32 protein-coding genes are annotated in these 25,501 nt (G+C 57.4%); 18 read left to right on the forward strand and 14 right to left on the reverse strand.

The window, feature by feature from the left end; translation table 11 throughout:
- The first annotated feature begins 298 nt into the window (after positions 1 to 298).
- Positions 299 to 718 (forward strand): helix-turn-helix domain-containing protein, encoded by a 420-nt coding sequence (locus RMR16_RS02795; RefSeq protein WP_320199213.1) that lies wholly within the window; start codon positions 299 to 301, stop codon positions 716 to 718.
- Entirely contained in the window at positions 711 to 1,532 is an 822-nt protein-coding gene (locus RMR16_RS02800) for a DUF6456 domain-containing protein (RefSeq protein WP_320199214.1), read from the forward strand. The genes RMR16_RS02795 and RMR16_RS02800 overlap by 8 nt, the downstream gene beginning before the upstream one ends.
- A gap of 48 nt (positions 1,533 to 1,580) precedes the next feature.
- Here the strand turns inward: RMR16_RS02800 and RMR16_RS02805 are convergent, their stop codons facing one another.
- The 4 genes from RMR16_RS02805 to RMR16_RS02820 all read right to left on the reverse strand — a co-directional run bounded on the left by RMR16_RS02805 (position 1,581) and on the right by RMR16_RS02820 (position 3,550).
- Positions 1,581 to 2,084 (reverse strand): type II toxin-antitoxin system YhaV family toxin, encoded by a 504-nt coding sequence (locus tag RMR16_RS02805; protein WP_320199215.1) that lies wholly within the window; start codon positions 2,082 to 2,084, stop codon positions 1,581 to 1,583.
- A 1-nt stretch (position 2,085) separates the two neighbouring features.
- Complete coding sequence (locus RMR16_RS02810) at positions 2,086 to 2,415, reverse strand: type II toxin-antitoxin system PrlF family antitoxin (RefSeq protein WP_320199216.1); 330 nt, start codon at positions 2,413 to 2,415, stop codon at positions 2,086 to 2,088.
- Between the two features lie 61 nt (positions 2,416 to 2,476).
- Positions 2,477 to 2,893 carry a SufE family protein gene (locus tag RMR16_RS02815; RefSeq protein ID WP_320199217.1) on the reverse strand — a complete coding sequence of 139 codons (417 nt, stop codon included), beginning with the start codon at positions 2,891 to 2,893 and terminating at the stop codon, positions 2,477 to 2,479.
- 222 nt (positions 2,894 to 3,115) lie between these two features.
- On the reverse strand, positions 3,116 to 3,550 hold the full coding sequence (locus RMR16_RS02820) for a DUF5330 domain-containing protein (protein ID WP_320199218.1): 435 nt from the start codon (positions 3,548 to 3,550) through the stop codon (positions 3,116 to 3,118).
- Between the two features lie 479 nt (positions 3,551 to 4,029).
- Here RMR16_RS02820 and RMR16_RS02825 point away from each other — a divergent pair, with 479 nt between their 5' ends.
- From RMR16_RS02825 to RMR16_RS02835, 3 genes are all read left to right on the forward strand, one after another.
- Positions 4,030 to 5,559 (forward strand): sensor histidine kinase, encoded by a 1,530-nt coding sequence (locus RMR16_RS02825; protein WP_320199497.1) that lies wholly within the window; start codon positions 4,030 to 4,032, stop codon positions 5,557 to 5,559.
- The gene (locus RMR16_RS02830) at positions 5,531 to 6,451 is read left to right on the forward strand and encodes a peptidoglycan-binding domain-containing protein (protein WP_320199219.1); all 921 of its coding nucleotides are present in this window, start codon (positions 5,531 to 5,533) and stop codon (positions 6,449 to 6,451) included. Before RMR16_RS02825 ends, RMR16_RS02830 begins: the two co-directional genes overlap by 29 nt.
- A gap of 146 nt (positions 6,452 to 6,597) precedes the next feature.
- Positions 6,598 to 6,942, forward strand: coding sequence for a DUF1491 family protein (locus tag RMR16_RS02835; RefSeq protein WP_320199220.1), 345 nt, complete (start codon positions 6,598 to 6,600; stop codon positions 6,940 to 6,942).
- A gap of 130 nt (positions 6,943 to 7,072) precedes the next feature.
- On the opposite strand, the gene RMR16_RS02840 is transcribed toward RMR16_RS02835, so the two are convergent.
- Positions 7,073 to 7,717, reverse strand: a complete 645-nt coding sequence (locus RMR16_RS02840; protein WP_320199221.1) for a TetR/AcrR family transcriptional regulator — start codon at positions 7,715 to 7,717, stop codon at positions 7,073 to 7,075.
- Between the two features lie 81 nt (positions 7,718 to 7,798).
- Here RMR16_RS02840 and RMR16_RS02845 point away from each other — a divergent pair, with 81 nt between their 5' ends.
- The gene (locus tag RMR16_RS02845) at positions 7,799 to 8,464 is read left to right on the forward strand and encodes a glutathione S-transferase family protein (protein ID WP_320199222.1); all 666 of its coding nucleotides are present in this window, start codon (positions 7,799 to 7,801) and stop codon (positions 8,462 to 8,464) included.
- A gap of 114 nt (positions 8,465 to 8,578) precedes the next feature.
- On the opposite strand, the gene RMR16_RS02850 is transcribed toward RMR16_RS02845, so the two are convergent.
- A complete protein-coding gene (locus RMR16_RS02850) occupies positions 8,579 to 9,496 on the reverse strand; it encodes a DUF2336 domain-containing protein (protein ID WP_413785973.1) in 918 nt (305 codons plus the stop codon).
- Positions 9,497 to 10,364: 868 nt separating this feature from the next.
- Between RMR16_RS02850 and RMR16_RS02855 the strand changes: the two genes are divergently transcribed.
- Complete coding sequence (locus RMR16_RS02855; RefSeq protein ID WP_320199224.1) at positions 10,365 to 10,562, forward strand: hypothetical protein; 198 nt, start codon at positions 10,365 to 10,367, stop codon at positions 10,560 to 10,562.
- A gap of 30 nt (positions 10,563 to 10,592) precedes the next feature.
- Here RMR16_RS02855 and RMR16_RS02860 read toward each other — a convergent pair whose 3' ends face one another.
- Positions 10,593 to 11,141, reverse strand: a complete 549-nt coding sequence (locus RMR16_RS02860; RefSeq protein ID WP_320199225.1) for a DUF1254 domain-containing protein — start codon at positions 11,139 to 11,141, stop codon at positions 10,593 to 10,595.
- Positions 11,134 to 11,721, reverse strand: a complete 588-nt coding sequence (locus tag RMR16_RS02865; RefSeq protein WP_320199226.1) for a DUF1214 domain-containing protein — start codon at positions 11,719 to 11,721, stop codon at positions 11,134 to 11,136. Before RMR16_RS02865 ends, RMR16_RS02860 begins: the two co-directional genes overlap by 8 nt.
- A gap of 156 nt (positions 11,722 to 11,877) precedes the next feature.
- Between RMR16_RS02865 and RMR16_RS02870 the strand changes: the two genes are divergently transcribed.
- Positions 11,878 to 12,288 (forward strand): DUF1801 domain-containing protein, encoded by a 411-nt coding sequence (locus RMR16_RS02870; protein ID WP_320199227.1) that lies wholly within the window; start codon positions 11,878 to 11,880, stop codon positions 12,286 to 12,288.
- 177 nt (positions 12,289 to 12,465) lie between these two features.
- Here the strand turns inward: RMR16_RS02870 and RMR16_RS02875 are convergent, their stop codons facing one another.
- Entirely contained in the window at positions 12,466 to 13,872 is a 1,407-nt protein-coding gene (locus tag RMR16_RS02875) for a PQQ-dependent sugar dehydrogenase (protein ID WP_320199228.1), read from the reverse strand.
- Complete coding sequence (locus RMR16_RS02880) at positions 13,872 to 14,303, reverse strand: DUF2231 domain-containing protein (RefSeq protein ID WP_320199229.1); 432 nt, start codon at positions 14,301 to 14,303, stop codon at positions 13,872 to 13,874. The genes RMR16_RS02875 and RMR16_RS02880 overlap by 1 nt, the downstream gene beginning before the upstream one ends.
- 220 nt (positions 14,304 to 14,523) lie before the next feature.
- On the opposite strand from RMR16_RS02880, the gene RMR16_RS02885 reads away from it, so the two are divergent.
- The 3 genes from RMR16_RS02885 (at position 14,524) to RMR16_RS02895 (ending at position 16,084) form a co-directional block, all read left to right on the forward strand.
- On the forward strand, positions 14,524 to 15,174 hold the full coding sequence (locus RMR16_RS02885; protein ID WP_320199230.1) for a glutathione S-transferase family protein: 651 nt from the start codon (positions 14,524 to 14,526) through the stop codon (positions 15,172 to 15,174).
- 132 nt (positions 15,175 to 15,306) lie between these two features.
- Positions 15,307 to 15,690, forward strand: a complete 384-nt coding sequence (locus RMR16_RS02890) for an ACT domain-containing protein (protein WP_320199498.1) — start codon at positions 15,307 to 15,309, stop codon at positions 15,688 to 15,690.
- A 31-nt stretch (positions 15,691 to 15,721) separates the two neighbouring features.
- Positions 15,722 to 16,084, forward strand: coding sequence for a nuclear transport factor 2 family protein (locus tag RMR16_RS02895; protein WP_320199231.1), 363 nt, complete (start codon positions 15,722 to 15,724; stop codon positions 16,082 to 16,084).
- Between the two features lie 22 nt (positions 16,085 to 16,106).
- Here the strand turns inward: RMR16_RS02895 and RMR16_RS02900 are convergent, their stop codons facing one another.
- The gene (locus tag RMR16_RS02900; RefSeq protein ID WP_320199232.1) at positions 16,107 to 18,281 is read right to left on the reverse strand and encodes a transglycosylase domain-containing protein; all 2,175 of its coding nucleotides are present in this window, start codon (positions 18,279 to 18,281) and stop codon (positions 16,107 to 16,109) included.
- A gap of 183 nt (positions 18,282 to 18,464) precedes the next feature.
- Here RMR16_RS02900 and RMR16_RS02905 point away from each other — a divergent pair, with 183 nt between their 5' ends.
- A complete protein-coding gene (locus RMR16_RS02905; RefSeq protein ID WP_320199233.1) occupies positions 18,465 to 18,941 on the forward strand; it encodes a YcgN family cysteine cluster protein in 477 nt (158 codons plus the stop codon).
- A 263-nt stretch (positions 18,942 to 19,204) separates the two neighbouring features.
- A complete protein-coding gene (gene blaOXA, locus RMR16_RS02910; protein WP_320199234.1) occupies positions 19,205 to 20,020 on the forward strand; it encodes a class D beta-lactamase in 816 nt (271 codons plus the stop codon).
- Positions 20,021 to 20,043: 23 nt separating this feature from the next.
- Here the strand turns inward: blaOXA and RMR16_RS02915 are convergent, their stop codons facing one another.
- Complete coding sequence (locus RMR16_RS02915; RefSeq protein WP_320199235.1) at positions 20,044 to 20,937, reverse strand: sensor domain-containing diguanylate cyclase; 894 nt, start codon at positions 20,935 to 20,937, stop codon at positions 20,044 to 20,046.
- A gap of 261 nt (positions 20,938 to 21,198) precedes the next feature.
- Here RMR16_RS02915 and RMR16_RS02920 point away from each other — a divergent pair, with 261 nt between their 5' ends.
- The 5 genes from RMR16_RS02920 to RMR16_RS02940 all read left to right on the forward strand — a co-directional run bounded on the left by RMR16_RS02920 (position 21,199) and on the right by RMR16_RS02940 (position 24,998).
- Positions 21,199 to 23,673 (forward strand): heavy metal translocating P-type ATPase, encoded by a 2,475-nt coding sequence (locus RMR16_RS02920; RefSeq protein ID WP_320199236.1) that lies wholly within the window; start codon positions 21,199 to 21,201, stop codon positions 23,671 to 23,673.
- Entirely contained in the window at positions 23,670 to 24,083 is a 414-nt protein-coding gene (gene cueR / locus RMR16_RS02925; RefSeq protein ID WP_320199237.1) for a Cu(I)-responsive transcriptional regulator, read from the forward strand. The genes RMR16_RS02920 and cueR overlap by 4 nt, the downstream gene beginning before the upstream one ends.
- An 11-nt stretch (positions 24,084 to 24,094) precedes the next feature.
- Positions 24,095 to 24,295: a heavy-metal-associated domain-containing protein gene (locus RMR16_RS02930; RefSeq protein ID WP_320199238.1), complete on the forward strand. Its 201-nt coding sequence runs from the start codon at positions 24,095 to 24,097 to the stop codon at positions 24,293 to 24,295.
- 90 nt (positions 24,296 to 24,385) lie between these two features.
- Entirely contained in the window at positions 24,386 to 24,655 is a 270-nt protein-coding gene (locus RMR16_RS02935; protein WP_320199239.1) for a ribbon-helix-helix domain-containing protein, read from the forward strand.
- The gene (locus RMR16_RS02940; RefSeq protein ID WP_320199240.1) at positions 24,645 to 24,998 is read left to right on the forward strand and encodes a type II toxin-antitoxin system RelE/ParE family toxin; all 354 of its coding nucleotides are present in this window, start codon (positions 24,645 to 24,647) and stop codon (positions 24,996 to 24,998) included. Before RMR16_RS02935 ends, RMR16_RS02940 begins: the two co-directional genes overlap by 11 nt.
- A 27-nt stretch (positions 24,999 to 25,025) precedes the next feature.
- On the opposite strand, the gene RMR16_RS02945 is transcribed toward RMR16_RS02940, so the two are convergent.
- Both RMR16_RS02945 and RMR16_RS02950 read right to left on the reverse strand, forming a co-directional pair.
- Complete coding sequence (locus tag RMR16_RS02945) at positions 25,026 to 25,274, reverse strand: hypothetical protein (protein ID WP_320199241.1); 249 nt, start codon at positions 25,272 to 25,274, stop codon at positions 25,026 to 25,028.
- Positions 25,275 to 25,312: 38 nt separating this feature from the next.
- Positions 25,313 to 25,483: a hypothetical protein gene (locus tag RMR16_RS02950; RefSeq protein ID WP_320199242.1), complete on the reverse strand. Its 171-nt coding sequence runs from the start codon at positions 25,481 to 25,483 to the stop codon at positions 25,313 to 25,315.
- Between the last annotated feature and the right edge of the window lie 18 nt (positions 25,484 to 25,501).

Genomic DNA, 25,501 nt, shown 5'->3' on the forward strand with positions numbered 1-25,501 from the left:
CGCTTTTGTGGCGGACTTTTGTGTGCTGTGCCCGTACCAAACACTCTGCCGTCATCCTTAGGCTTATCCCGAGGATCTGCCACGTCTCATTGGGTATCGACGGTCGCGGATCCTTGGGACAAGCCCAAGGATGCCGTCGAGAACAGGCGCGTCTTTTCGATAAGAAAATAATCCTCATTTCTCAAATCGAAAAGAATCTCCTGGCTTTTCAACCCGTTATTTTCATCCATAATTTCACAACTTGTCGGCGTTAAAATCAAGGTGTATGAATTAATTCCTATTTAGTGAGGAGTTGCATATGCCTGTCAGCCCGCAGCCGTTTGAAACGGCCTCAGCCTTTGGCGGTCGATATTCCGCCTGTCTGTCCCTGTCGTCGCTGCCGCCCGTACCTGCGGCGCATCGCGAAGCCTGCCAGCGTGTTCGTAAGATGACCAGCGATACATTCGGTGACATCGTCGAGCGGGATATGCCGGGCCGGGACCGGCGACATGCGATGGCACATATCCGCCAGATCGCGATGTATGTCTGCCATGTCACGCTGTCACTGCCCATTACCGAAGTTGCCGTCTGTTTCGGGCGACATCACTCCACCGTCAGCATCACCTGCCAGCGGGTGGAAGACAGGCGCGAGGATGCAGCCTTCGATGAATTCGTCACCGCCGTCGAGCAATCGGCCAAATCCGTTCTCGAAATGCTTCAGGCAGGTGCCCATGACTGAGGGTAAAAACAAACCGCTACAGAGCGCTAACCGCGCACTCGTGCGCCTGCTTCGCTTCATCGGGCGTGGCCCGGCCTTGGTCACGGACCACGGCGCACATCTGGACATCAGCCTCGAACAATCGGCTGAACGGCGACAGGTGGAAAAGCCTGTGCTGGAACAGGCGATCTCCGCCGGTCTGTTGCGCTTGGAAGAAAACCGGCTGTATCCGCAAGACACCGTCCGCGCCTTCCTCAAACGTGCCATGGTGAAAGAGCGTGACGAGATTTTTCAGGAGCAGCATCGTCTCTTGGATGTCGTGTCACTGGAGGTGGCGGGCGAGCGCCAGACGGTGCGGCGCAACGAACTGTCCTCCCCATTGCTGGCCCTTGTGCGGCTGAAGGATCGCGATGGGCAACCCTTTTTCCCGCCCGATGCGCTGGACGCAGGCGAAAGACTGTCCAGCGATTTCCACCGCGGCCTTTTAAGCCCCCGCATCACCGCGTCATGGGAACCGCGCCTGTCAAAGCGCATGAAAGGACAGACGAGCGGGGCGCAGGACCTGAGTGATTCCGCCCTGTCCGCGCGGCTGCGCTTTTCCAAAGCGGCAGATGCCATGGGACCGGAACTGGCAGGCGTGGCCATCGATGTCTGCTGCTTCGAGAAAGGTCTGGAACTGGTGGAGCGGGAGCGGCAATGGCCGGTGCGCTCGGCAAAACTCATGCTGCGCGCCGCCTTGCAGGCCCTGGCCAGACACTACGCCCCACCACCACCACCCACCCGCAAACGCGACAGCCACCATTGGGGCGCGAAGGATTACAGGCCGAATTTGTGAAGCTGGTGCCGTCGACAAGGCTGAAGGCGCGTATCGAATGCGTGCCTTTTAGGTCTTTTGCTTTTTTGCAGAACTCATGGCCCTGTCGAGCCGTTTTTCCACATCGCCATCCGACGCTGCTTTCAGAAGTTTTTCCCAGTCATCTGGCGGATTGCCACTGGTCAGCATATCTCTGAACACCGCATAGGCATCTGTTTTGGAGCCATATGTTCTGAGCGTGTTTTCGTCGTTCACCCACGCGAAGATGATGACTTTTGCCCGGGTGCTATAGCGGAAAAACAGACGAAACCGTGCGCCGCCGAACTTTGCCCGAAACCAATGGCGTCGGCTGGTGCCAAGCGTATGTCCTTGAACATACGATGTTGACGCTGGATCCTGCGGTATCTTGTCGAAAAGGAGAAGCTGGAGTGCCGCCAGCAATTTGGCGTTTGCGCTTTGTTGGTATCCTTCAGGGTCTTTCTGCGAGAGGATTTCAACCGATGCTGTCAGCCTCTCAAGTTGATCAAGCAGAAGCGGATGCGCGCGTACGGTCCAGCCGTTGATGACAGGCATTTCAGATGGTCACATCGCCGATGATGGGTTCATCGAGATCGACCTGCATGCCCTTGGTGAGTTCCATCATCCGTTGACGCAACGCGGCGGGGAATTCCTGGACATGTTCAGGATGCTTCTCCATGTCCTGCGATAGAAAAGTGAGGAAGCTGTCAACGACCGGATCATCCTCGTCTTCGATTTCCTTCTCGATGGAAACGTGGCGATTTTCATCGATGTAGAAAGCGACCCGACCGCCATAACCAAGCCCAAGCGCTTCCCGCACGGATTTGGGCACAGTGACCTGGCCTTTTTCTGTGATCGTGCTGACTTTTTTCAATAACGCAGGCATGTCGGACTCCATGACAGAGTCATAAAGTAAGGAAAAATCCTTACTTGTCAATCTCTGTCCTTCAAGCCGCCAGCACCTGCGCCTCTGCGCGAATGCGGTTGACCATGGAGCGCAGGCCGTTGGCGCGTTGCGAGGACAGATGCTCTACGAGGCCGATCTTGCCGAACACTTCGATGGCGTCCAGTGCTGCAATCTCCGAGGCATGTTTGCCGGAATAAACCGCCAGCACGATGGCGACCAGACCGCGCACGATATGCGCGTCGGAATCACCTTCGAAGGTCAGAACGGGGTCTGCAGCGCCATCGCTGTGGCTGACCACCCACACCTGACTGGCGCAGCCCTGCACCTTGTTTTCGGCAGTCTTCTTCTCGTCGGCCAGATCCGGCAGGTCTTTGCCCAGTTCGATCACGTAGCGATAGCGATCTTCCCAATCATCCAGAAAGGAAAAGTCGTCCAAGATTTTGTCGAGAGAAGCCATCTGTCCGTCATCCGTTGTTTTCAGCCTGCATATAACGCATGTCGCGCAAAAGTGTGAAGCGGTTTTGCGATAACGACATGCGCAAGAAAAAAGACCGAAAGCGCACCCGAGTTGAACCATCATCCGCCCGAAAAAAAGCCCTGCGACGAATGAACTTCGTGCAGGGCCTGTGAGTCGGGCAGTCCGGCGGCTCAACGAGGAGCCGCAAGGGGGGGGGGAAACTTAAGACGCAGGGCGGCGCTGCGGCAGGGGAATGTAGGGCGCGGATTTGATGGTGCCGGTTTTGATGTCGTCGCTGCTATCGGGGCTGTTGTCTGAAACTTCGACGCTGACGGCTGGAACCGGGGCGGCGGCATCGGCAACTTTCGTTGCGGCTTCGCTGCCAGCCAGTTGCGCGTCGATGAGTTGGTAGGCCACTTTTGCGCCTTCGCGGGCTCTTTCGCCCAGAGCGTGGAATGTTTCGGCACCCTTTACGCACACGTCCGGTTTTTCAACGCAGATGGCACTGACGTAGCGATACGCCTCGCTGGCAGCCGAAACGGCGCCTGCGACGTTCATCTGCGAGGTTTGCGACGTGCTGTTACTGGAACCGCTGAAGTAAGACAGCGCGACCAGAACCAGCGAAAAGAAGATCGATGACTTGATCAAAAACCACATTGCGACACTACCCTGTTTGACCGGCGCCCTTTTCGGGTCATCCGTGTTTGCCCTGTTGTTCGGGCTTCGCATCACCCTAGAGCCAACAGACCAACAGCCATTTGCAAAAAACCGCAGGATTTAATTCAAATTGTATCTTTTTGTTCCGCAGCAGCACGGCAACCGGCATTTCGTTACAAGTTTAACGGCCGGTGTTAAGCATAATTGCGGCGGTGGCCCACGAAAGCAGGGGATAGCGGTGGGCAGGCGTGCCACAAAGATTAACGAAAACGGAAAAATATAACAATATCCTTCGCTTACCCGTCATTAACCATGAAATGCAAAGTCTGGTGCAAATGCCTCGAAATGGGATTCTGTCGGGTTTTAACCGGGGTTGAGGCCTTGGCTTTTAGCCTTTCCTTAAGCCGCGCCACCCTATTGTCAGGCATGGTTAAGGGGCGTTCTGCCCCACGGGATTCGGTGTTCAAGTATTGCGTAAGATAATGGAAAAAGCGATTGCGTTGATCGATCATGCCACGGGCATGTGGCTTTCGCGCATGGAAGAGGACGCCAGCGCGCGGGCCGCCACGGTCCATTCGTTGCGGCGTCTTGTGGCATTGGGCATCGCCGCGCTGTTCGTCGTGCCTGCCGTATTCTGCCTGGCATTTCCCGTGTCCGTCGCGCTGCCGCTGGGCGTCACCACCGTTTTCGTCGTTTTTCTCGCGGCCTCCGCATCGTTGCTGGCGTTCCACAGACCACGCAAGCAGGAAGAGGCCGCTGCTGCACCCGTCGAAAACACGTTGCTCGCATCGCAGGTGCCGGGCCTGCTGCTGTTCTTTGATGAGCACGGTGTGGTCAAAAGTGTTTCGGGCCGCGATCTTCTGGAGTTTCCGGTCCACTTCCGCAATTGCACAGGCCATGTTTTTGCCGAGCTGGTGCATGTGTCGGATCGCATCGGCTTGATGCAGGCTTTCGATGCGCTGCGTCAGGGCGACAATAACGCCATTGCCGATCTTCGTTTTGAAAATGGCGGCGCTTTGCGTCAGGAACAGTTCATCTACGCGCGTATGGATATGACGGCCGAGCGGGATCGTTTCGGACGGCTGGTGCGCATCGTCGGGCAATTGCGCGATGTCACCGAAAAGGAAAACCTGCGCCACGAAGCCGCCCGGAAAACCGCAGAGGCGGAATCCGCCAATGATGCCAAGTCGCGTTTCCTCGCTGCCGTCAGCCATGAACTGCGCACGCCGCTGAACGCCGTTCTCGGTTTTTCGGATATCCTTGCGGGCGAATATTTCGGCAAGCTGGAGAATGATCGCCAGCGCGAATATGTCTCGCTCATCCGCCAGTCCGGCGCGCATCTCCTGTCCGTGGTCAACACCATGCTGGATATGAGCAAGCTGGAGGCAGGCCATTATGAGCTGATGATGGAGCCGTTCCGCATCGGTGATGCAGTGTCCGCCTGTGAAGGTATGCTCGGTCTTCAGGCCAAACAAAAGGGCCTGACGCTGACCAGCCGCATTCAGCGGGATATCGGTGAAGTGGTGGCAGATCAGCGCGCCATTCAGCAGGTTCTCATCAATCTTGCGGGCAATGCCATCAAGTTTACCGAATCGGGTGGTGTGGTGTCCATGGACGCCGCGCTGGAAGGCACCACGCTCAAACTCACCGTCAGCGATACCGGCATTGGTATTGCGGAGGATAAGATTGCGCTTCTGGGCCAGCCTTTCATGCAGGTTCAAAATGAATATTCCCGTCGCTATGAGGGCACGGGTCTGGGACTTTCGCTGGTCAAGGGGCTGGTGGAGTTGCATGGCGGCAGCTTTGCGATTTCCAGCCGCGCCGGCGAGGGAACAGTGGTGACGATTCTGCTGCCTGCGGACGGCTCCGGCTATGTCAGCGCGGCGGATCGTGATGAAGCCGACGGTCTGGTGGAGTTTCCGCCACGCCTCAAGCAGCACGCGCCCAGTGCAGAGATGATGACGAAGAAGGATGTTGCGGATGGCCGCGCCAAAGCGAAAATCGCCTAGGAAAACACCGGCCCGCAAGGAGCCAGGCTTTGTTTCCGTGGCCGCTTTGGCCATAGGCCGGGAGATCGTGCGCCACCCCAAATTGCTGGGCGGCTGCACGGCCTTTATGGTCGTCTTCGGTTTTGTCGCCGCCAACGCGCTCTGGTATCAGCCCGGCCATCACCCATCGCCCTTCCTGCGCACACGCGATGAGGAAAACCCCAACGGCATTCCCGGATATCGCCTTGCCGCAGGGGTGGGAGACCACGGCAACGTCACCACCTTCCGCATAGAGCGGCAGACCGACACGCCTCAGGCACCAGCCTTGCCGCAGGCCATGGCACCCGCTGCCACGCCGCAAACGGGCACCCATCAGCCGTCCGAAATCGTCGCCGAAATCCAGCGGGAACTCACGCGCCGCGGCCTTTACGAAGGCCCGGCAGATGGAATGCCGGGACCACGCACCACGGCGGCTATTCTGTTCTTCGAAGAAACGGTCGGCATGGAGCAGACCGGCGAGCCGACAAGCCGCATTCTCTCTGCGCTGAAAATCGATAGCGCCACCACGGTTGCCGCTATTCCAAAAGCCTTGCCGAAGGATCGCCCCGCTGCGGCCAATTCCGGCGGCGTGGCCATCGATCCCGTGGCTGCCGCCATTCGCAATGCGGAGGCCAGCCAGCCCAAGCCGCAGACCGTATCTTTGAACTCTGCCAAGCCTGCAACGAAAGATCTCGTCGCGAAAATCCAGCAGGGCCTCGTTAACATCGCCTACGCCGATGTGAAGGTGGATGGCCTGCCCGGCGAACAGACCCGCACCGCCATCCGCAATTTCGAAAAACACTACCGCCTGCCGGAAACCGGCGAGCCGAATGAAGCGGTGCTGAAAAAGCTGAAATCCATCGGCGCTTTGTGAGGTTGCGGCTTGTTGCCTCTCCCACCCCTTCGGCAAGCTCAGGAGGGAGAGGTGACCCAGCCGCACCTTTGGGCCGTTGACTTCCTCATTGTGACAGACAGGAAAACACTGGCCTCAAGCCCACCCACACCCTATAAACCCACCGCATGCGCTTAAAATCCGAAATCTTCGTCTCCGCCCTGGTCCGCCGTGTCTTCTCCGCAGGCGATTTCGCCGCGATTGAACGCAAGGGCGCAGATGCCGCAGGCGCAATCTTCATCCGCCAACGCCTTCGCAGCGGTCTGGAAAACCTCTACGGCCCGGCACCCCAAAGCTTTTCCGACGATGAAGAGGTGAGGGCGGAACGCCGTTTCGAGTTGCGTTTAAGCGGCGTCGAGGCCCCGGAGGCCGAGGCGTTGCTGGAGAAGGAACGCCGTTTCGATAGCGACCTTTGGGTCGTGGAGATTGAGACGGAGACGGTCGAGGGGTTGTTTACGGTCGTACTGGAATAGATACGTCCCAATCACAGGCTCTTTCCGAGGTTTCGGCATCCTGCATCGTCATCAGTTTGGCGAGATCAAAATCTCTGCATGGGACATTCGGCTTTTCTGGAGCTGCTCACGATAGGCGAACCCAGGAAAACTATCCTTCTTTGAAGAATTGCGAAGATGGCGCGTAGTGCGAGAGAAACATCGCTATGGCATCGTCTATGATCGCACGCCCCTCTATCTCATCCAGCGGTTCCGCTCCGGTCAGGAAGCGCGGCCAAAAGAAGAATGTCTTAAGCATCCCGGTGAGCTGTGCTGCTGCATAGATAGGGTCAGCATTTCGTAACAGCCCGGCTGCCATAGCTTGCATCATCATATTTTCGATGGGCCCAGCCGCCATGGTTTCCCGTGAGGATACACCTTTCGAGCGAGCCGGATCAGCGATGAATTCGGCAACCAGAATGCGTGAAACGGTCACATATTCGTCGGTGGCGATCACGCCCATATATTGCGTGAGCAGGGCAGTCAGCTGTTCAGCGATAGGACAAGCCGGATCGAAGGACGGTGCTGAATTTCGAGGTAACGGCATGACTGCATTGGCAGCAATGGCATCGAACATCGCGTTCTTGCTGGAAAAATGCTTGTAAAGCGTACGTTTCGATACTCCGGCGCGCTCAGCGATCCGTTCGATCCGGCCGCCAGCGAACCCGTGGGCGCGAAATTCGGCGATGCAAGCCGCCATGATGTCGGCGCGTTTGCGCTGGCTCAAAGATAAGGTTGGTGGGCTGCTGTCGGTCAAAGGAAACTTTTCTGTTTACATTGGGTTGGTTTCATCGGAGTATACCAATCTGTTTACCTAAAGCAAACGTGAAGGATTGCCATGATACTCTATGACGCCGACGTCCCTAGCCCCAACGCCATCGTACCGCGACTTTTTGCTCATGAGCGTGGCGGCTTGCAGTTTGAGGCGCAAACCGTTGCGTTGAGCACGCTTGAAAACCGCTCCAGTCCCTATGTTACCGAGGTGAATCCACGCGGGGAGGTGCCGGCGCTGCGGTTTAACGATGGGCGTGTGCTGACCGAGGTGACAGCCATCTGCGAATATTTCGACGAAGTAGCAGTAGGTGGTCGATCAATGATTGGTGAAACTGCTGAAGAGCGTGCATTGACCCGGATGTGGACGCGGCGAGTCGACCTGGAAATCGCCGAACCGGTGGTGGCATGGTGGCGTGGGGGTGACGATGCGGAAGCATTTTATCGCGGCAATCGTATCCTTTCACCTGCGGGTCGGCGTGATAATCGTCTGATTGCCGATCGTGGCCTAAACCAGTTGGATGATGATCTGGCGGGGCGCGGCTTCATCTGTTGCAATCGGCCGATGCTGGCAGACATTTTATTGTTTGGATTCTTGCTGACGATGCAACACGTCGCCCCTTGGGCGAATGTACCCGGCAGAAAGTCAGTGTCGGCGTGGTTCGAGCGCATGAGCGCGCGGGAATCTATGGAAAAAGCAATGGTTTCATTTGATGGAGCCGTCACCCTTTAGAGCTTTGGCGAATTCTGCACTGTTCTGTTGGGGCTGTCGTGCGAGATCAGAGACAATGCCCGGCCGGGCAGACCGGGGGTAAGCCACACCCGCTGCCCTTCATGACAAAGCACCCTACCGCCGAACCACCAACCGCTGCACATCCCCCGCATCCGCACGCGCCGCAACGGCCTCGCGGTTGGGATCGATCGTGTAGCTGTCCGCACGGCGCCAGCTTTCGATGCGGTCTTCGCACTGGGCGGCGTCCAGTTGGTCCAGCATGGTTTCGGCGCGTGTCATGTCACCATCACGCGCGGTGAGGTGCGGGTAGAAACATTCCAGCACGAAGGCGGCATCGGCGAAGTCCATGCCGAGGCCGGTCATGGTGGTGGCGAGTTGCTGGCCTGAAATGTCCAGCATGACCCGTTCCGACAGCCAGTGGCTGGCCGAGAGCGAATCCGACAGCGCCGTGCAGAATTGCCGTGCATTGCGTTCACGCGCAAAGCGCACCAGCAGTGCTTCCTGCACATCCGTCAGGCGGCGCACACCCAGCGCGTCGCCCAGCGGGCGGCGGAACTGGCGGGCCATGGTGCGCAATTGCTCGCGCAAATTCTCTTCACGGTCGGCAATCGTGGTGTCCGTGGCGTTTGAAACACCGGGCAACGCGGCCTTGTTCTCATCACTCGCCCGTTTTGGCATTTGGTGGGAGTGGCGCAGGCCAACCAGCGCATCGATGACGGTGGGGGAGAGGTCTTCGCGGCGCACGATGGTGCGGGCATGTGCACCGCCTTGTGTGCGGGCAATGGCAATCAGCGTGTCGTCATTCAGGGCTTTGGACGAGACCAGAAACGGCGCAGACAGCGCAATGGGCTGGCACGCGATAAAGAAAGCCACGGCCGACGGCACATTGGGATTTTGAGACAGAGCCGCAATGGCCTCACGTTTCGCCTCTGCGGTGCAGGCAGCGAAAAGCGGCGTGAACAGTTCGGCAAATTGCCGAAGTTCAGATTTGGATGGATGAGAAAGCCCTTCAAAACTCGAAACAGTGGCCATTAGCACCACATCTTTCTTCCTCTCGGCACTGGGCCTCTCAAGCTCTCGAAAGCGGTCGGTCAACGCAATACCCAATAGACGCAAAACAAAACGATTGGTTCAAATTAGAACAAACGTGTTGACGCCCTGTTAACCACCCAAGGGGCAAAGCGGTTTTTTGCGTTTATGCACAGCGAATTTTTAAGAAAAGAATTTTTGAGAACGGTGGGAACCGAAGGCGCTGACATACGTTTCATGGCGCGCGCGGGGACTCGCCGACCGTGGTTGTGACATGGAAAGACGAGCCCCTGACCGTCATCATGACAGCTACCTGCCTTAAACATGAGGCAGTGTAGCCGCGTCAAACAGATCATCTCGTAAATATAATCCATTACATTACGTAGTCGGGAAGATTAGTGTTGAATTCCAACGACTTTGGACTTTGTGAAACTTTTTTGTTCACAGGGCTGTGAAGTCACGATTTATAAAAAGTTCAGAGGTCGACACGAAATCTAATGATTTTTGTGTCGAAACAAGAATATTAGTATTAACGAATGATTAACTTCTTCATGTTTGTAATTGCATAGTCAGTGAACAGATTCGGTGCTAGATTTTACATATGACATCTAGCATTCGGGGGACGAGCACTATCGCTCCCGTCGTTCTGGCGCAGCGCCCCGAAAATCACCTTGGATTTTCAAGGCACACTGCGCAAACTGGGCAGTAGAGCGTTCATACAGCGTCCAGTGACGCGCCACCCTCTACTCTTTCATGCCAGTCTGTGGGCTGGAAATGCACAATGTTGTGGTGATGGCATTCCCGCGCGTCCTTTGCGCCCGCGCGTTTTATTCATTCAAGCAATCGTCATGCCCCGTGAAAGGAGAAGATTATGGCAGACATTATCTCGTTTTATGCAGCTGCCCGCCGCCTGAGCAAACCCGCTGAGGCTGACAAGCCGGTCGTTGGACCTGCGCAAGTGCTGTTCTTTACCGGTGTTCGTTATGAGCGTCGGGACATGGAAGCGCAGAAAAAATTGCGCAAGCGCAAGCCTCTGGCCTTGCTGACGGATGCCGCTATCGGCTCCTGATCCTGAGCTGCGTTGTTTGACGTCGGCCCGTCATTTCCATGGCGTCGGCTCGCACTTTGCGTCGCCCAGAAACCGCTCTGCTTCTTCCACAAAACTGGCCTGCGGCACCATGGTCCGCAGCACGGCATATCCCTTGTCGCGGTCTGCCTCCACCAGAATGGACTTCGAAAGTCCCTCTGGCTGCGCCTTGCGAATGGCCGCAAGCTGCACCTGGTTTGCAATCAGAATATCCAGCTCGCCGCCCGCCGATGTGCGGTCGTTCATGCTGAAAATCTCGTTGGATGCGCTGTCGAAAATCGCCACCGACCAGAATGGCACGGCCCCGAATGCCGCCAGCCGCACCGCTTTTTCCTCCACACTGAACGTGCAGACAGCCACCCGCATAAAGGGATCACCGCTGCCCAGCTCGGTTTTTTCACGGCTGTCATCCAGCAGGTGAAAAACATGCGGCCTGCCTTCCGCAACCGAGCGCGTATAGGCATCGCGGTTGGAAAAATGCGGCGTGGACAACAGAATGATCAGGTGCAGAACGGCGGCGCCGACAAGGCCGGTGAAGATGGCGAGGATGAGCCTAAGCATTGCCACATCCCGTTTTTTGAATATCCGGCATGGTAATGTCGATCAAACCCGTGCTGCTCGCAACCGGCGTATCCAGCAACGTCAGAACCAGCTTGAAATTGCCGCCCGCCGGCACGGCCAGCCAGTTGAATGTCTGTGCAACGGACGCAATGCCGATCTCCAGCCCGCCCTCCGGCCCATGCAACAATGTGCGCGAGTTGAGCGCAAACGGCCTGCCGGAACCATCATCCAGAAGATTGCCCTGCTGGTCTGCGGCATAGAGCGTCCAGAAGCGGGAAGGGGGCACCTTGCCGGTCAGGCGGTACCGGCATCCGCCGCTCAGCCGCTGGCCAGCGTTGTCGGCTGCGGCGGTAAAACTTAAGCCCTCGGCCGTGCCATAAAGCAGCTTGCCTGAATCCGCCCGGTGCGATTTCGCATAAGGGTCGGCCTCGATCGTCTGCGCTTCGGGAAATGCGTCCCACACGCCGATTTTGATCGAGCCAAAACCATCGGTCGCTTCCAGCGCCGCAAGCGTGGACAAAATTCCACCGCCAAAAGCTATAATAAGCGAAATTGCAACAAGAAATGGAACTCGAAACACGCTGTTTTCCCGTTTTGGAACAGGTGAGGGTTAGCACTGATTCCGGTTCGGGGAAATGGCAAGAACGCGCATGACGCAGGCTTTCCATAAATCTCCACGCCTGTTGCTGAGGATGTGCTAATTTAATGCAAAATTCCATTCGCCGAGGAGGCCAAAATGGCCAGCGCACCCGAGACTGCCGCACCCATCGATGCATCCCGCGAAATCGATCAACGCATTGCCGAACTGACCGACTGGCGTGGCAAAACGCTGGCGCGGCTGCGCGCCATCATCAAAGACGCCGACCCGGATATCATCGAAGAATGGAAGTGGCGCGGCGTCCCCGTCTGGGAGCAGCACGGCATCATTTGTACGGGCGAAACCTACAAGGCGGTGGTGAAGCTGACTTTCGCCCACGGTGCCAAGCTGGAAGACCCAACGGGCCTGTTCAACGCCAGTCTGGAGGGCAGCACCCGCCGCGCAATCGATGTGCGCGAAGGGGAGGCGTTGGGTGAGGGGGCGCTGACGGCGCTGGTTCGGGCGGCGATTGCGTTGAATGTGTCGAAGGCCAAGCCGAAGCGGAAGTAGGCTCAGTGTTTGAGAACACGTCTACTTCCTTCAACCGTCATGCCGGACTTGATCCGGCATCCAGTGCCGCGTGTCCACGCGGCAAAGACTCTTTTTCGCGCCACAGACTCGGCGCTGCCGGACCCCGGATCAAGTCCGGGGTCACGGAGACTGTGTTTTAAGGTCGACGCCAAAAACCTAATTCGTTATCGCCGCAGCCACGCCACCCGCCGACACATCATCCGTCGCAATCGGTGCTGGGGTCACTTTTCCGTCCGCCGCCGCAACGCGCCAGACGGAATTGCCTGCATCATCGGCAATCAGCAACGCGCCGGTGCCATCTATGCCCACACCGACCGGGCGGCCTCTGGCTTTGTCGCCCTGGATGAAGCCTGTCACCACATCCTGTGCCTTTCCACTTGGCTTGCCGTTTTCAAACGGCACATAGCTGACCCGGTAGCCGTTAAATGCGGTGCGATTCCAGCTGCCGTGTTCGCCAATAAACGCGCCATTGGCATAGGCCGCAGGCATGGCGGAATTCAGCGAGAATGTTAGGCCAAGCGCCGCAACATGGCTGGACAGCGCGTAATCCGGCTTGATGGCTTTTTCCACCATATCCGGGCGCGGCGGGTGCACGCGGGCGTCGACGTGGTTGCCGTAATAACTCCACGGCCAGCCGTAAAAACCACCGTCCTTCACCGATGTCATATAATCGGGAACCAGGTTCGGTCCCAGCTCATCCCGCTCGTTGATAACCGCCCAAAGCTCCTTGGATTGCGGATTGAAGGCCAAGCCATTGGGGTTGCGAAGGCCGGAGCCATAGACCCGGAACGCGCCCGTCTGGCGGTCCACCTGCAAAATGGCGGCGCGGTTTTTCTCCGCTTCCATGCCATTTTCAACGATGTTGGAGTTGGAGCCGACCGACACGTAGAGCATCTTGCCATCCGGGCTGAGCGCCAGGTCCTTCGTCCAGTGATGGTTGATCGGCCCGCCGGGAAGCGGCGTCAAAACCTTCGGCTCGGCAGTGATGTCATTTTGGCCAAGCTGGTACGGATAGGCCAGAATGTTGGACGAGGTTGCCACGTAAAGCGTGTTGTCCGCAAAGGCCACGCCAAACGGCGAATCGAGATTTTTCAACAGGTCGTGCCGCTCATCCACGGTGCCATCGCGGTTGGTATCGCGCAGCAAGGTTATGATATTGCTCGGCTTCTGCTCACCACCACCGCCGCCATGGGCAATGGCCATGATCCAGCCGCGGATGATATCCTTGGGCCGCGAGGGCGCCTGACCTGCGGGCGCACGGGATTGCACCACCAGCACGTCGCCATTCGGCAGCGTGTGCACCGTGCGCGGATTGACTAGGTCTTTCTGGTAGAGCGTCACCTTCAAGCCTTCCGGCACCGTCGGCGTTTCGCCGTCCTTCCAGCCGATGACCTCGGCGACCTTCAGGTCTGGAATGAGGCTCATCGAAGGTTCCGGCAAAACCGGATCAGCACCAATCTGCTGCGACACATCAAAATTGGCATTCTGATCGCTGCACGCGGGCAGAATAACGGCGACGCTGGCCATCAGCAGAGCAGGGGGTAAAATACGGGAAACCATCATCATACTCTCCAGGCCAAACGTGCATATTTGCCGGTGGACGCCGTCACGGCCATCAGCGACACGGCGAAGGTCACGGCAGACAGCAGCAGGCCGTAGGGCACAACCGCCGTCCATCCATCACCCGCGTGCACAAGACTGTTGACGAAGGCCAGAACCAGCATCACCACAAACAAAATGATTGCCAAAAACGAAGGTCGCAAAGGCCTTGTGCGGGCGCGCAGCAGATCGATCAATCCCGCCAAAAGCGCCAGTCCACCGGCCACTAGCCCGGCAAACAGCAGCCAAGCCGAAAAATTCTGCCACATCAAATCTCCCGTCTGCCAAAACGCAACATCCGTCCCCAGCGCCAGCGAAAAACAGACGAAGGGAAACGGCACGAACAGGGATTGAAAGGGATAAGCAGAGGCCTCTCTGCGCGACACGTCATTCATAGGCTGGGCTCCAACCGGTACACACCGAAACGGCAATGAGCGCCGCTGGTTTTATAAGGTTGAAGATGCAACGATTTGTGGGGGATTTGGTTGCAGTGCGCGCAACAGAGTTGGCACGGCCCTGCACGTCGTGCGGTTAAATCTGCGCTATAGTCGACAGTCCTGTCGGAACCTCATTCAGCCATTCGTCTCTAAAAAGAACAAGCGATGGAGAACAGCAATGACCATTACAATGACCGCCTTTGAAAATTCCCCGGATCGCGGCCAGGGGCTGGCGCGAGATATGCGGGTCCGCTGGGCGCTTGAAGAAGTGGGCCAGCCCTACGAGGTGCGTTTGCTCTCCTTCAAGGCCATGAAGGAGCCGGCCCATCTGACGCTCCAGCCCTTCGGCCAGATTCCGACCTATGAGGAGGGTGATCTCGTTCTGTTTGAGACGGGGGCCATCGTGCTGCACATCGCCGAGCAATATTCCGGTCTGTTGCCGCAAGATACGGATGCCAGAGCCCGCACTATCACATGGATGTTCTGCGCCCTCAACACGATAGAAACACCGATCATCGATCTCCAAAACACAAAAATTCTGGAGCGTCAAAAGCCGTGGTACGAAGAGCGCCTGCCATTGGTCGAGCAGCGCATCCACCACGTGTTGCGCCCGTTATCCATCCGCCTGGGTTATGCCGAATGGCTGGACGGCCCCTTCACCGCCGCCGATCTTATGATGGTATCGGTGCTGATCAGGTTGAAACCATCAGGCCTATTGGGCGACTATCCCAACCTTTCCGACTATGTCGCACGAGGCGAAGCGCGGCCTGCCTATAAGCGCGCGTTTGCGGCGCAACTGGCAGTGTTCAGGGCGGCTTCGGGTGGGTGAGGACGTGGTCGCACATCTTGTTTGGGCCGTTTGTTCACTGGAGAAGCTCGGGCCATGATCGATTTGAGATTGCATTCGTTGTGTTCGGCTGTATCGAAAAACCCATGACGTTTGACTGAAGGTGATTTTCCCATGGCACCCCGCATCAGGTTGCGAATTCTGGAAGGCATATATGCGGTTGCCCGCCTGCGCCCGTCCGATCCTATTCCATCATGGGCGGATGGGAACGGGTTTGTCAGCATCAGCCGTAATGATGACGAGCTTTCCATCGTCTGTCTGCGCGACCGTATCCCGAAAGGGGTGCAGGTTGATGATGGCTGGTCGTCTCTGAAATTTCAGGGGCCGTTTGCCTTTGATGAAACGGGCATCGTGTTGTCGGTCATCGAACCCTTGTCGAAAAATGACATTGGAATATTCGTGGTTTCTACCTTCGATGGGGACCATTTGCTTCTTAAAGCAAGTGATTTAGACAGAGCTGTCGATTTGCTGGTGCGTGCCGGGCATTCTTTTGTCTAAGCGCTTCCAGCTTTCCATGAAGAGGTGACCTTTGAGTCTTGAAATTGAACGGCCTGTCCAACAACAGCTTGAGGCTTATAACGCCCGCGATATCGACGCATTTATGCTGTGGTGGGCCGATGATTGCCAGTATTACGCTTTTCCATCCACGCTTTTGGCGGGCAGCGCGGCGGAAATACGAGCGCGCCATATCGAACGGTTCAAAGAGCCTGATCTGCATGGCACATTGCTGACGCGCATCGTGGTGGGAAATATGGTCGTGGACCATGAGACGGTCACACGGAATTTTCCGGAAGGGCGTGGCGAAATCGATGTCGTTTGCATTTACGAGATCGAAAACGCCAAGATTGCCAAAGCCTGGTTCAAAATCAGCGAACCCCGAATGTTGGGGTAGGCTGAGCGGCTGAGGTCAAACCCTACCGCTTCACCCCCGCATCAGTCCCCACTTCCGCAACCTTCTGCACCGCCAGCGACGGTGCGGACGCTTCTTTCAGTTTTTTGCCGATGGAGCGAATGACACGGGTGGCTTCGGCGGAAAGCGAGCGGGGACGGGTGAGGGCCGGGAGCGCATCGGCTGTGGCCACTTCTGCGCCGGCCGCTGGTTTGGGGCGGGAGCCTGATGGAAGCGGGTTCTGGATGCCGGGAATGGGGCGCAGCTCCATGCCCTGGTGAGCGTAGTCCATCAGCCGTTTGAACGTCATGGCGGGCAGTGCGCCGCCTGTCATGTTGTTCATGGAGGTGAAGTCGTCGTTTCCGAACCACACAGCCGTGGTGTAATTGCCGGTAAAGCCGATATACCACGCGTCGCGGTAGGCTTGCGATGTGCCGGTTTTGCCGCCGGAAACGATGCCGTTGTCCAATGCGCCGCGCCGCGCCGTGCCTTCCACCGGAATGGTCACCAACATGCGGTTCATTTTGGAGGTCGCGTCTTCGGACAGCACGCGGTGGGCGGGTGGTTCATCGCGGTCGAAATCGTAAAGAACCTTGCCCTCGTAATCCAGCACCTGCGCAATGCCGTGGCGGCGTGATTGCATGCCGTCGGCGGGAAATACCGCGTAACCCGTTGCCTGATCCAGCACCGTGACTTCCGAGGTGCCGAGCGGAATGGTCTTGTCGGTGCGCAAAGGCGTGGTCACGCCCATGGCCTTGGCGGTATCGACGATGATCTGCGTGCCCAGCACGTCTTTTGCCAGCCGCACCGGCACCGTGTTGTAGGATTTGGCCAGCGCCACCTGCAACGTCACCTTGCCCGCATAGGAGCGGCCATAGTTTTGCGGAGACCAGCCGCGCCATGTGACGGGGGCGTCGGAAATCAGCGTTTCCGGCTTGTAACCCTTCTCCATGGCGGCGGAATAGGTATAGACCTTGAAGGACGATCCGGGCTGGCGAAGTGCGGCAGTGGCGCGGTTAAACTGGCTTTCGCCATAATCCCGCCCGCCGACCATGGCGCGAATACCGCCGCCATTTTCGATCATCACCATCGCACCCTGCTTGACCTTGTAGCCTTCGCCAAACTCGCGAAGGCTGCCTTCCAAGGCCTGTTCGGCGGCTTGCTGGAGGCCGGTGTCGATGGTGGTGCGGACCACGACCGTGTGGTCCTTGATCTTGTCTTGCGCGGCCAGCCGCTGAACCTCTTCAAAGGCCCAGTCGAGGAAATAATCCGGTGCCTTCACGTCCACGCGGTCGATGACGGTTGCCGGGTTGCGGCGGGCGCCAACCACCTGTCCTTCGGTCATCAATCCGCCTTGCACGAGGTTGGACAGAACCGTGTTGGCACGCGCACGCGCCGCAGGCAGGTTGACATGAGGTGCGTATTTCGCAGGCGCCTTGAACAGACCGGCGAGGATGGCGGATTCCGCCAGCGTCACATCCGTCAGGTTCTTGCCGAAATAAAACTGCGCCGCTGCTGCCGCGCCGAACGTGCCGCCGCCCATGTAGGCGCGGTCCAGATAAAGGCTGAGGATTTCCTTTTTGGACATGTTGGCTTCCAGCCACAGCGCCAAAAAGGCTTCCTTGATCTTGCGTTCCAGCGAACGCTCATTGGTCAGAAACAGGTTTTTCGCAAGCTGCTGTGTCAGCGTCGAGCCGCCCTGCACGACGCCGCCAGCGCGGGCGTTCTCGCTCATGGCGCGGGCAAGGCCGATGAAATCGATGCCGAAATGTTCGAAGAAACGACGGTCTTCGGTGGCGAGAACCGCCTTGATGAAATGGTCCGGCATTTCATCGATGGGGACCGAATCCTCGTGAATAATGCCGCGATGGCCGATGGTGTTGCCGTAACGGTCCAAGAAGGTCACGGCGAAATCACCGCGATAACGCCAGTCCTTTTTGGTTTCTTCAAAGGCGGGCAGGGCCAGCGCCAGCATCAGCACGGTGCCGGCGGTGCCAACCGTCAGCGCATCATCGGTGATGTTGATGAGGAATTTTTTCCAGCCCCGCACATGCAGCTTGCGCGATGCGATGGTGACTTCTTCCCAGAAATCGAAAACGCGGGATGCGGCTGTCCAGAGGCCGGAATCGATCCAAGAATCGATCCGTAGCAGAATGTGGCGGTTGCGACGCGCCGGTTTCTTGGTCTTGTCTTCCTGCACCTGAAGCGAATTCCTGTTCGATGTGGCAAGGGGATGCTTGACGCAGCAACCTTGTGCGGGTCATTCCTCACCACCACTCTGCCAGATTTAAGAAATATCTTATAATCTAGCGGATTGCGATATGACAAAACGGGCTAAACCAAATTGCCGCCATTGCCCCAAAATGAAACGGAAATGTTAACGATGAGTGACGCGCCATTCTGGAAAACGAAAACGCTGGCGCAAATGTCCGGCACGGAGTGGGAAAGCCTGTGCGATGGCTGTGGCCTGTGCTGTCTTAACAAGCTGGAAGACTGGGATAGCGGCGAAGTGGTGTTCACCTCGGTAGCCTGTCAGTTGCTGGATGGGGAAAGCTGTCGGTGCTCGGATTACCCCAAACGGTTCGACACGGTGCCGGACTGCATTCAGCTGACCGTGGAATTGATCAACGAAATCCACTGGTTGCCGCCCACCTGCGGTTACCGGCTGGTGAAAGAGGGCCAAGACCTCTACTGGTGGCACCCGCTGGTTTCCGGTGATGCGGAGACCGTTCATATCGCAGGCATTTCGGCGCGGGGACGCACGGTAAGCGAAAAAGAGGTCGATGTGGATGACTTCGAGGATTATGTCGTGGATTGGCCGCTGACGGTGGGGGAAGAGGCGCAGGCGCAGCGGCGTTGAGGGTGATGTTTTCTCCCGCTATGCACCGCACTCTCCTCATTCCTGTGCTTGTCACAGGAATCCAGCCAGCCCAAGTCCTTGGGCTGAAAAGAGTTTTTCCGTCGCGCAGACGCGCAACGACTGGATTCCTGTGACAAGCACAGGAATGAGGGAAAAAAGGACACGTCCTATTCCTGCCCTATCCATCCGCTATTCAACATCAATCACTTTTCATAAGCACCCGTTACCGGCTATGATGATGGCTGGATATTCAAGGAACATGCATGCTGCCCCGGTGCGCCCTTCTCAAATCTTTGTGTCTTGCAGCGTTCGGCTTAATCCCATTGGGGGCGCAGGCCGCGCAGCCTTATGATTGCACGCTGGTGACATCGGTGGAAACCGGTGCTGTCATCACCCAGCAGGGCACATGCGACAGGCGCGTTTCTCCGGCCTCCACCTTCAAGGTGCCCTTGGCGCTGATCGGGTTTGATGCCAGCATTTTGCAGGACGAGTTCAACCCCGTCTGGGAGTGGAGCCAAGGCATGGATGCCGCGCCGCAAGAGCGCAAAAAGGTTGACCCCACCACATGGCAAAAGGACTCCATCCGCTGGTATTCCCGCGAAATCACCAGCCGTCTGGGCCGGGAAAAATTCGCGTCCTATGTGAAGCGGCTGGGTTTCGGCAATGCGGATGTGGCCGGTGAGGCAGGCAAGGATAACGGCCTGACCGACGCATGGGTCGGCACCTCGCTGGAAATTTCGCCCGTCGAACAGATCGGCTTCATGCGCCGTCTTCTGGGCAATAACCTGCCATTTTCCCGCGATGCGCAAAACAAGACCAAGGCCATCATTCCCGTTTATGACGGCCCCGAAGCCTGGAGCGCCCACGGCACGACAGGCACCGGTAACCTGAAAGGCGACGACGGCCAACCGGACCCCAACCGCCCCTTCGGCTGGTTCGTCGGCTGGGCAGAACGCGAAGGCCAGCACATCGTCTTCGTGCGCTTCCGCGTCGCCGACAAACCATCGGAAAAGCCCATGGGGCAGGTGGTGCGGGAAGAGTTTTTACGCGATATTCCGCGGTATTCCGTGCATCGGTAGGGTTGGGCTGCGTTTATCGACGTTTACAGGGCCAGCACCCGGTTGCGACCGGCACGTTTGGACAGATACAATCCCTGGTCGGCGCGTTTGAGGATATCGTCAGACACGCGATCCGGCTGGTTGAACTCGCTGACGCCACCGCTGATCGTCGCGTCATACTGCAAATTTTCCCGCAGAGTGATTTGAACGTGCTTGCGCAGCCGTTCTGCGATTTCCAAGGCGTCGTGACGATGGGTGCCGGGCATCACGACCACGAATTCATCGCCCCCGAAGCGTGCAATCACATCGCTCTGGCGCAGATGCTGTCGGCAAAGGCGTGCAATTTCCAGCAGGGCCGCATCGCCTGCCTGATGCCCCATCTGATCATTGAGCCGCTTGAAATTATCGAGATCGAACACCAGCACCGACGTCTGAGACTTTTCGCGTTCAAAGATCGCCAAACGGTCATCCAGCGTCTCAATCAGCTTCCGTCGGTTGTATAGGCCCGTCAGGGCGTCCGTTTCGCTCAATTGGCGCAGCGTTTGCTGAATTTCATTCTTGTGGGTGATATTGCTGGCCACCCAGACGACGGCATCCTCACCCTCGACCTGAAAACTCAGCGCCTGTACGCGGCCCTCAAACCAGAGGGAGTGGCCGGGGCCTTCGCCGGCGCCCTTAACGTCACTGCCGCTGAGTTCGTATTCCACGATATGAAGCACACCGCCTTCCAGCGCCTTTTCAATTTCCGCCGCAAACCAATGGGCCTTTTCCTCCTTCAGCACTTCAAACATGCTGCAGCCGACAAGGGCCTTGCTGTCATGATAATGCCGGAGATCTTTTCCTCCGAAGATCGCTGCATATCGGCCACTGCGCGTCAGAATAAATGCCGGGTCCGGAAGGGCGGAAAGGATTGACGTCAATTGCTGCTGTGTGAACAAGGAACCGTTTTCCCACGTTGCCGAACGATGAGGCCATGCAACAAATTACCCTTACATGCGCCTCCACTCGACATGTATTTCATCTGCAAATCAGCCTCTTGATCGTATCAGTTTGACACAGCAAGATTTCATTTTTCTAAATGAACACTTGCGGCGATACAAAAGGCGTCTTCGGTTGACGAACGCACAAATTACTTCAATCATCGCTTGACCTTCCCATGATGGGAAGGATTACATAGGGTCTCGAAAGAGGATTTTCCTATGAACGAGACTGTAAGACACGACCTTTCGAGCGAACCCATCTCCATCCCGGTGGATGGAATGACCTGCGCCTCTTGCGTGCGACGAGTGGAACATGCGGCGGCCAAGGTGCCGGGTGTGGCGGCAAGCTCTGTCAACTTCGCCACCAAAAAGCTGACGGTGGAGCCGGGGCAGGGCTTTTCGGCGCGCACACTGGCGGCGGCGGTGAAGAAGATTGGTTATGAGGTTGCACCGCAGCGGCACGCGCTCTTTGTAGACGGCCCAAAGGGCGATCTGGAGCGGCTGAAAACGGTGCTGGAGGCGATTGCCACCACCATCAGCGTTACCGTTGATGCGGCCAGTGGCGCGGTGCTGGTGGACAGCATGGGCAACGGGCGTGAGCGGGATTTGCTGATCGAAACCGCCAAACTCGCCGGGTTTACGCTGAAAGCAGAACGGACGCAGCATGGTCACCATGACCATCACGCAGGTGACGAATCGAAGTTAAAGCGGGATGTGGCTATCGCCGCCATTCTGACCGCGCCCCTGTTCGTGCTGGAAATGGGCGGGCATATTTATGCGCCTGTTCATCATTGGCTGATGGGCGTTATCGACACACAGAACCTCTATTACGTCTATTTTGCTCTGGCGACGCTGGTGATTTTCGGGCCGGGATTGCGGTTCCTGAAATCCGGTTTTCCAGCATTGTGGCACGGCGCGCCGGAGATGAATTCGCTGGTGGCGCTTGGGGTGAGTGCTGCTTACCTCTACTCGCTTGTGACCACATTTGCGCCCGGTCTGCTGCCGGAAAATGCCCGCCATGTCTATTATGAAGCGGCCTGTGTCATCGTCACGCTCATCCTCATCGGGCGGTTGCTGGAAGCGCGCGCCAGCGGCAAAACCGGCGATGCCATTCGCAAACTGGCCAGCCTTCAAGCCAAAACGGCGCGGGTGGAGCGGGATGGCACGGTGCTGGATATCCCGGCGGATGCGGTGGCGACAGGTGACATCGTCATCATCCGCCCCGGCGAGCGTCTGCCCGTCGATGGCGAGGTGGTGGACGGCACGTCCTATGTCGATGAATCGATGATTTCGGGTGAGCCGGTGCCGGTGGAAAAGACTATCGGCGCGCATGTCGTGGGCGGTACCATCAACAAGACCGGCGCGTTCAAATTTCGGGCCACCAAGGTGGGTGCCGACACCATGCTGGCGCAAATCATCCGGCTGGTGGAGCAGGCGCAGGGCGCAAAACTGCCCATCCAGCTTCTGGTGGATCGTGTGACTGCGCTGTTCGTCCCCGTGGTTATCGCCGTGGCCGTGCTGACATTCATTCTCTGGGCGATCTTCGGGCCGGACCCTGCTTATACCTTTGCGCTCATCAATGCGGTCGCTGTTCTCATCATCGCCTGCCCCTGCGCCATGGGTCTGGCCACGCCCACCTCCATCATGGTCGGCACGGGCAGGGCCGCAGAACTTGGCGTGCTGTTCCGCAAGGGAGAGGCGTTGCAGGCACTGCGCTCTGCGGACATCGTGGTGGTGGACAAGACCGGGACCGTGACAAAGGGCAGGCCGGAATTGACGGATTTCGTGGTGTCGGAAGGTTTTGGCAAGGACGAAGTGTTGCGGTTGGTCGCCGCCGTCGAGAGCCGCTCGGAACATCCGATTGCGGAGGCGATTGTGCGAGCGGCAGAAAATATGCGAGTCCCTGCAGGATTCGAACCTGCCACCATCACCAATTTCGAAAGCATCACCGGCTACGGCATCTCTGCCACGGTGGATGGCCGCAACGTCAACGTCGGAGCCGATCGTTTCATGACAAAGCTCGGAATTTCCGTCCAACCCTTTGACGAATCAGCCAAAAAGCTGGGCGATGAAGGCAAGACACCGCTTTATGCCGCGATCGATGGAAAGCTTGCAGCCATTATCGCCGTTGCCGATCCGCTGAAGCTCTCCAGCGCCAAAGCCATCAAAGCCCTGCAAGACATGGGCATCGAAGTGGTGATGGTGACGGGCGATAATGAGCGCACGGCGAAAGCCATCGCACGCCAGGTCGGCATTGAAAATGTCGTCGCCGAGGTTCTGCCGGAAGGTAAGGTCAAGGCGATCCATGATCTGCGCCAAGGCGGCAAAACGCTCGCTTTCGTGGGAGATGGCATCAATGATGCCCCGGCGCTGGCGCAGGCTGATATCGGCATTGCCATCGGCACGGGAACGGATGTGGCCATCGAAAGCGCCGATGTGGTGCTGGTGGGGGGCGATCTGATGGGCGCGGTCCACGCCATAGAACTCAGCCGCGCCACCATGCGCAACATTCGCCAAAACCTGTTCTGGGCGTTTGGCTATAACGTGGCGTTGATCCCCGTTGCGGCGGGCGCGCTTTATCCGGCCTTTGGCATTACGCTTTCGCCGATGATCGGGGCCGGGGCCATGGCGCTGTCTTCGGTCTTCGTTCTGGGCAATGCGTTGCGGTTGAAAACGGCAAAGGTGGCAGTATGAACATCGGTCAGGCATCGGATGCATCCGGCGTATCCGCGAAGATGATCCGCTATTACGAACAGATCGGCCTCATCACCCCCGCGGCCCGCACCGGCAATAATTACCGGACCTATGCCGCGCAGGACATACACAATCTGCGCTTCATCAAACGCGCCCGCACGCTGGGTTTTTCGCTGGAAGAAACGGAAACCCTGCTGAAACTCTGGCAGGACAAAAGCCGCGAAAGTTCAGCCGTGAAGGACATCGCGCTCTCCCACATTACCGAGCTGGAGCGCAAAATCGCCGAGATGAAAGCCATGGTGAAAACCCTGTCGCATCTCGCCCACTGCTGCGGCGGCGACCACCGGCCCGATTGTCCGATCCTCGATGATCTGGCCGGTCTCGACACAAAATCCATCGACCAAAAATAAAGGACATTCCCATGACAGCCACCACCTTCTCCGTCCCCGACATGACCTGCGGCCACTGCGAAAAAACCGTGCGCAACGCCCTTTCCGAAGCACTGCCGGGAGCGGATATCACCATCGACCTTGCCGCCCAAAGGGTGACGATTGACGGCGATGCGGCCACGGCTGAGGGCGTTATGCGGGACGTTGGGTATAGCCCTGAGCGGGTGGGGTAGTTTTGCCAGGCGGTCACGTTTTTGACGGCTGGTTTCCAATAGCGAAATATGCTACTCAGTAGTAGTTATTGTATCCTTCGAGGGCGGATTATGTCAGTCAAAGCATCTGTTTCCATCCAAGAACAGCAGGATTCTTTTGCCCGCAAACTGGTGGAAGATGGCCGTTTTTCTAGCCTCAGTGCCGTTGTACAGCGTGGGCTTGAGCTTGTTCGGCATGAAACGGAACTTCAGGATGCTGAACTTGCAGCGCTTAAAAATTTGCTGGATGAACGCAGACAGGGCGAGTTTGTGTCTTTGGAAGAAGGACGTAAACGCACTGAAAAGATGATTGCAGCCAAGAAAGCCGCTTATGGTCTATGAGGTCATACGCTCTGGAGACAGTGAGCGTGATCTGGGTCTCATTTTCGATCATCTTGTTGAGGCATATGTGTCTTTGGGTGATGATCTGTCCGATGCCTTGGAACGTGCTGCGGAAAGATTGAGGGCTCTGGAAGACCAAATGGAACTGATAGGCGAAACGCCCTATCAGGGAACATTATTGCCAAACCTGTCTCACGGATTGCGGAACGTCACAAAAAATCAGGCCATATTTTATTTCGAAGTCAGTGAAGAAGAGCAGCAGGTTCGTATCCTTGCTGTTTTCTTTGGCGGGCAAGATCATCAGCGCCATATGCTGGCGCGGCTTGGAAAAAAGACGGCGTAAACTTACGCCGCCTTTGCCCGACAGGTCTCAAACCTCATCAAACTTCCCACCCTCACGAGACGGGTTGCGGTCGATCACCCGTTCTTCCTCGTCATCCGGCAGAGCGTCGTCGCTTTCCTGATAGGGGTCGTCTTCGCTTTCGGCCTCTTCTTCCGCCAGTTCATGTTCTATGGATTGGGACAGTTCGCCGTCGGCGGAAAGATCATCCACGTCGACATCAAGAATGTCTTCGTCCAGGGCGTCTTCGTTTTCGGGCACGGGTTTGCGCGGGTCCATGGGGTGGAACTCCTTGGTTGGATTGCGAAAAAGGCAGCTTAGGCTCGCGTCGTCATGACGACGATCATCGCCATGTAGATCACGAATGCGAGAATGCCGACACCGGCGATGACGAGGATGATGCCTTGTCCGGCCCGCTTCTTTTTGCCCTTATCCTCATTGGCTTCCGAAGGAAAAAGAATGGGATCGGTTCCCTGTATCTTTGTCATGAGGATGTCCTTGTCTGA

Origin of the sequence: Agrobacterium sp. rho-13.3, from assembly GCF_033957765.2 — a bacterium.
GTDB lineage: Bacteria > Pseudomonadota > Alphaproteobacteria > Rhizobiales > Rhizobiaceae > Agrobacterium.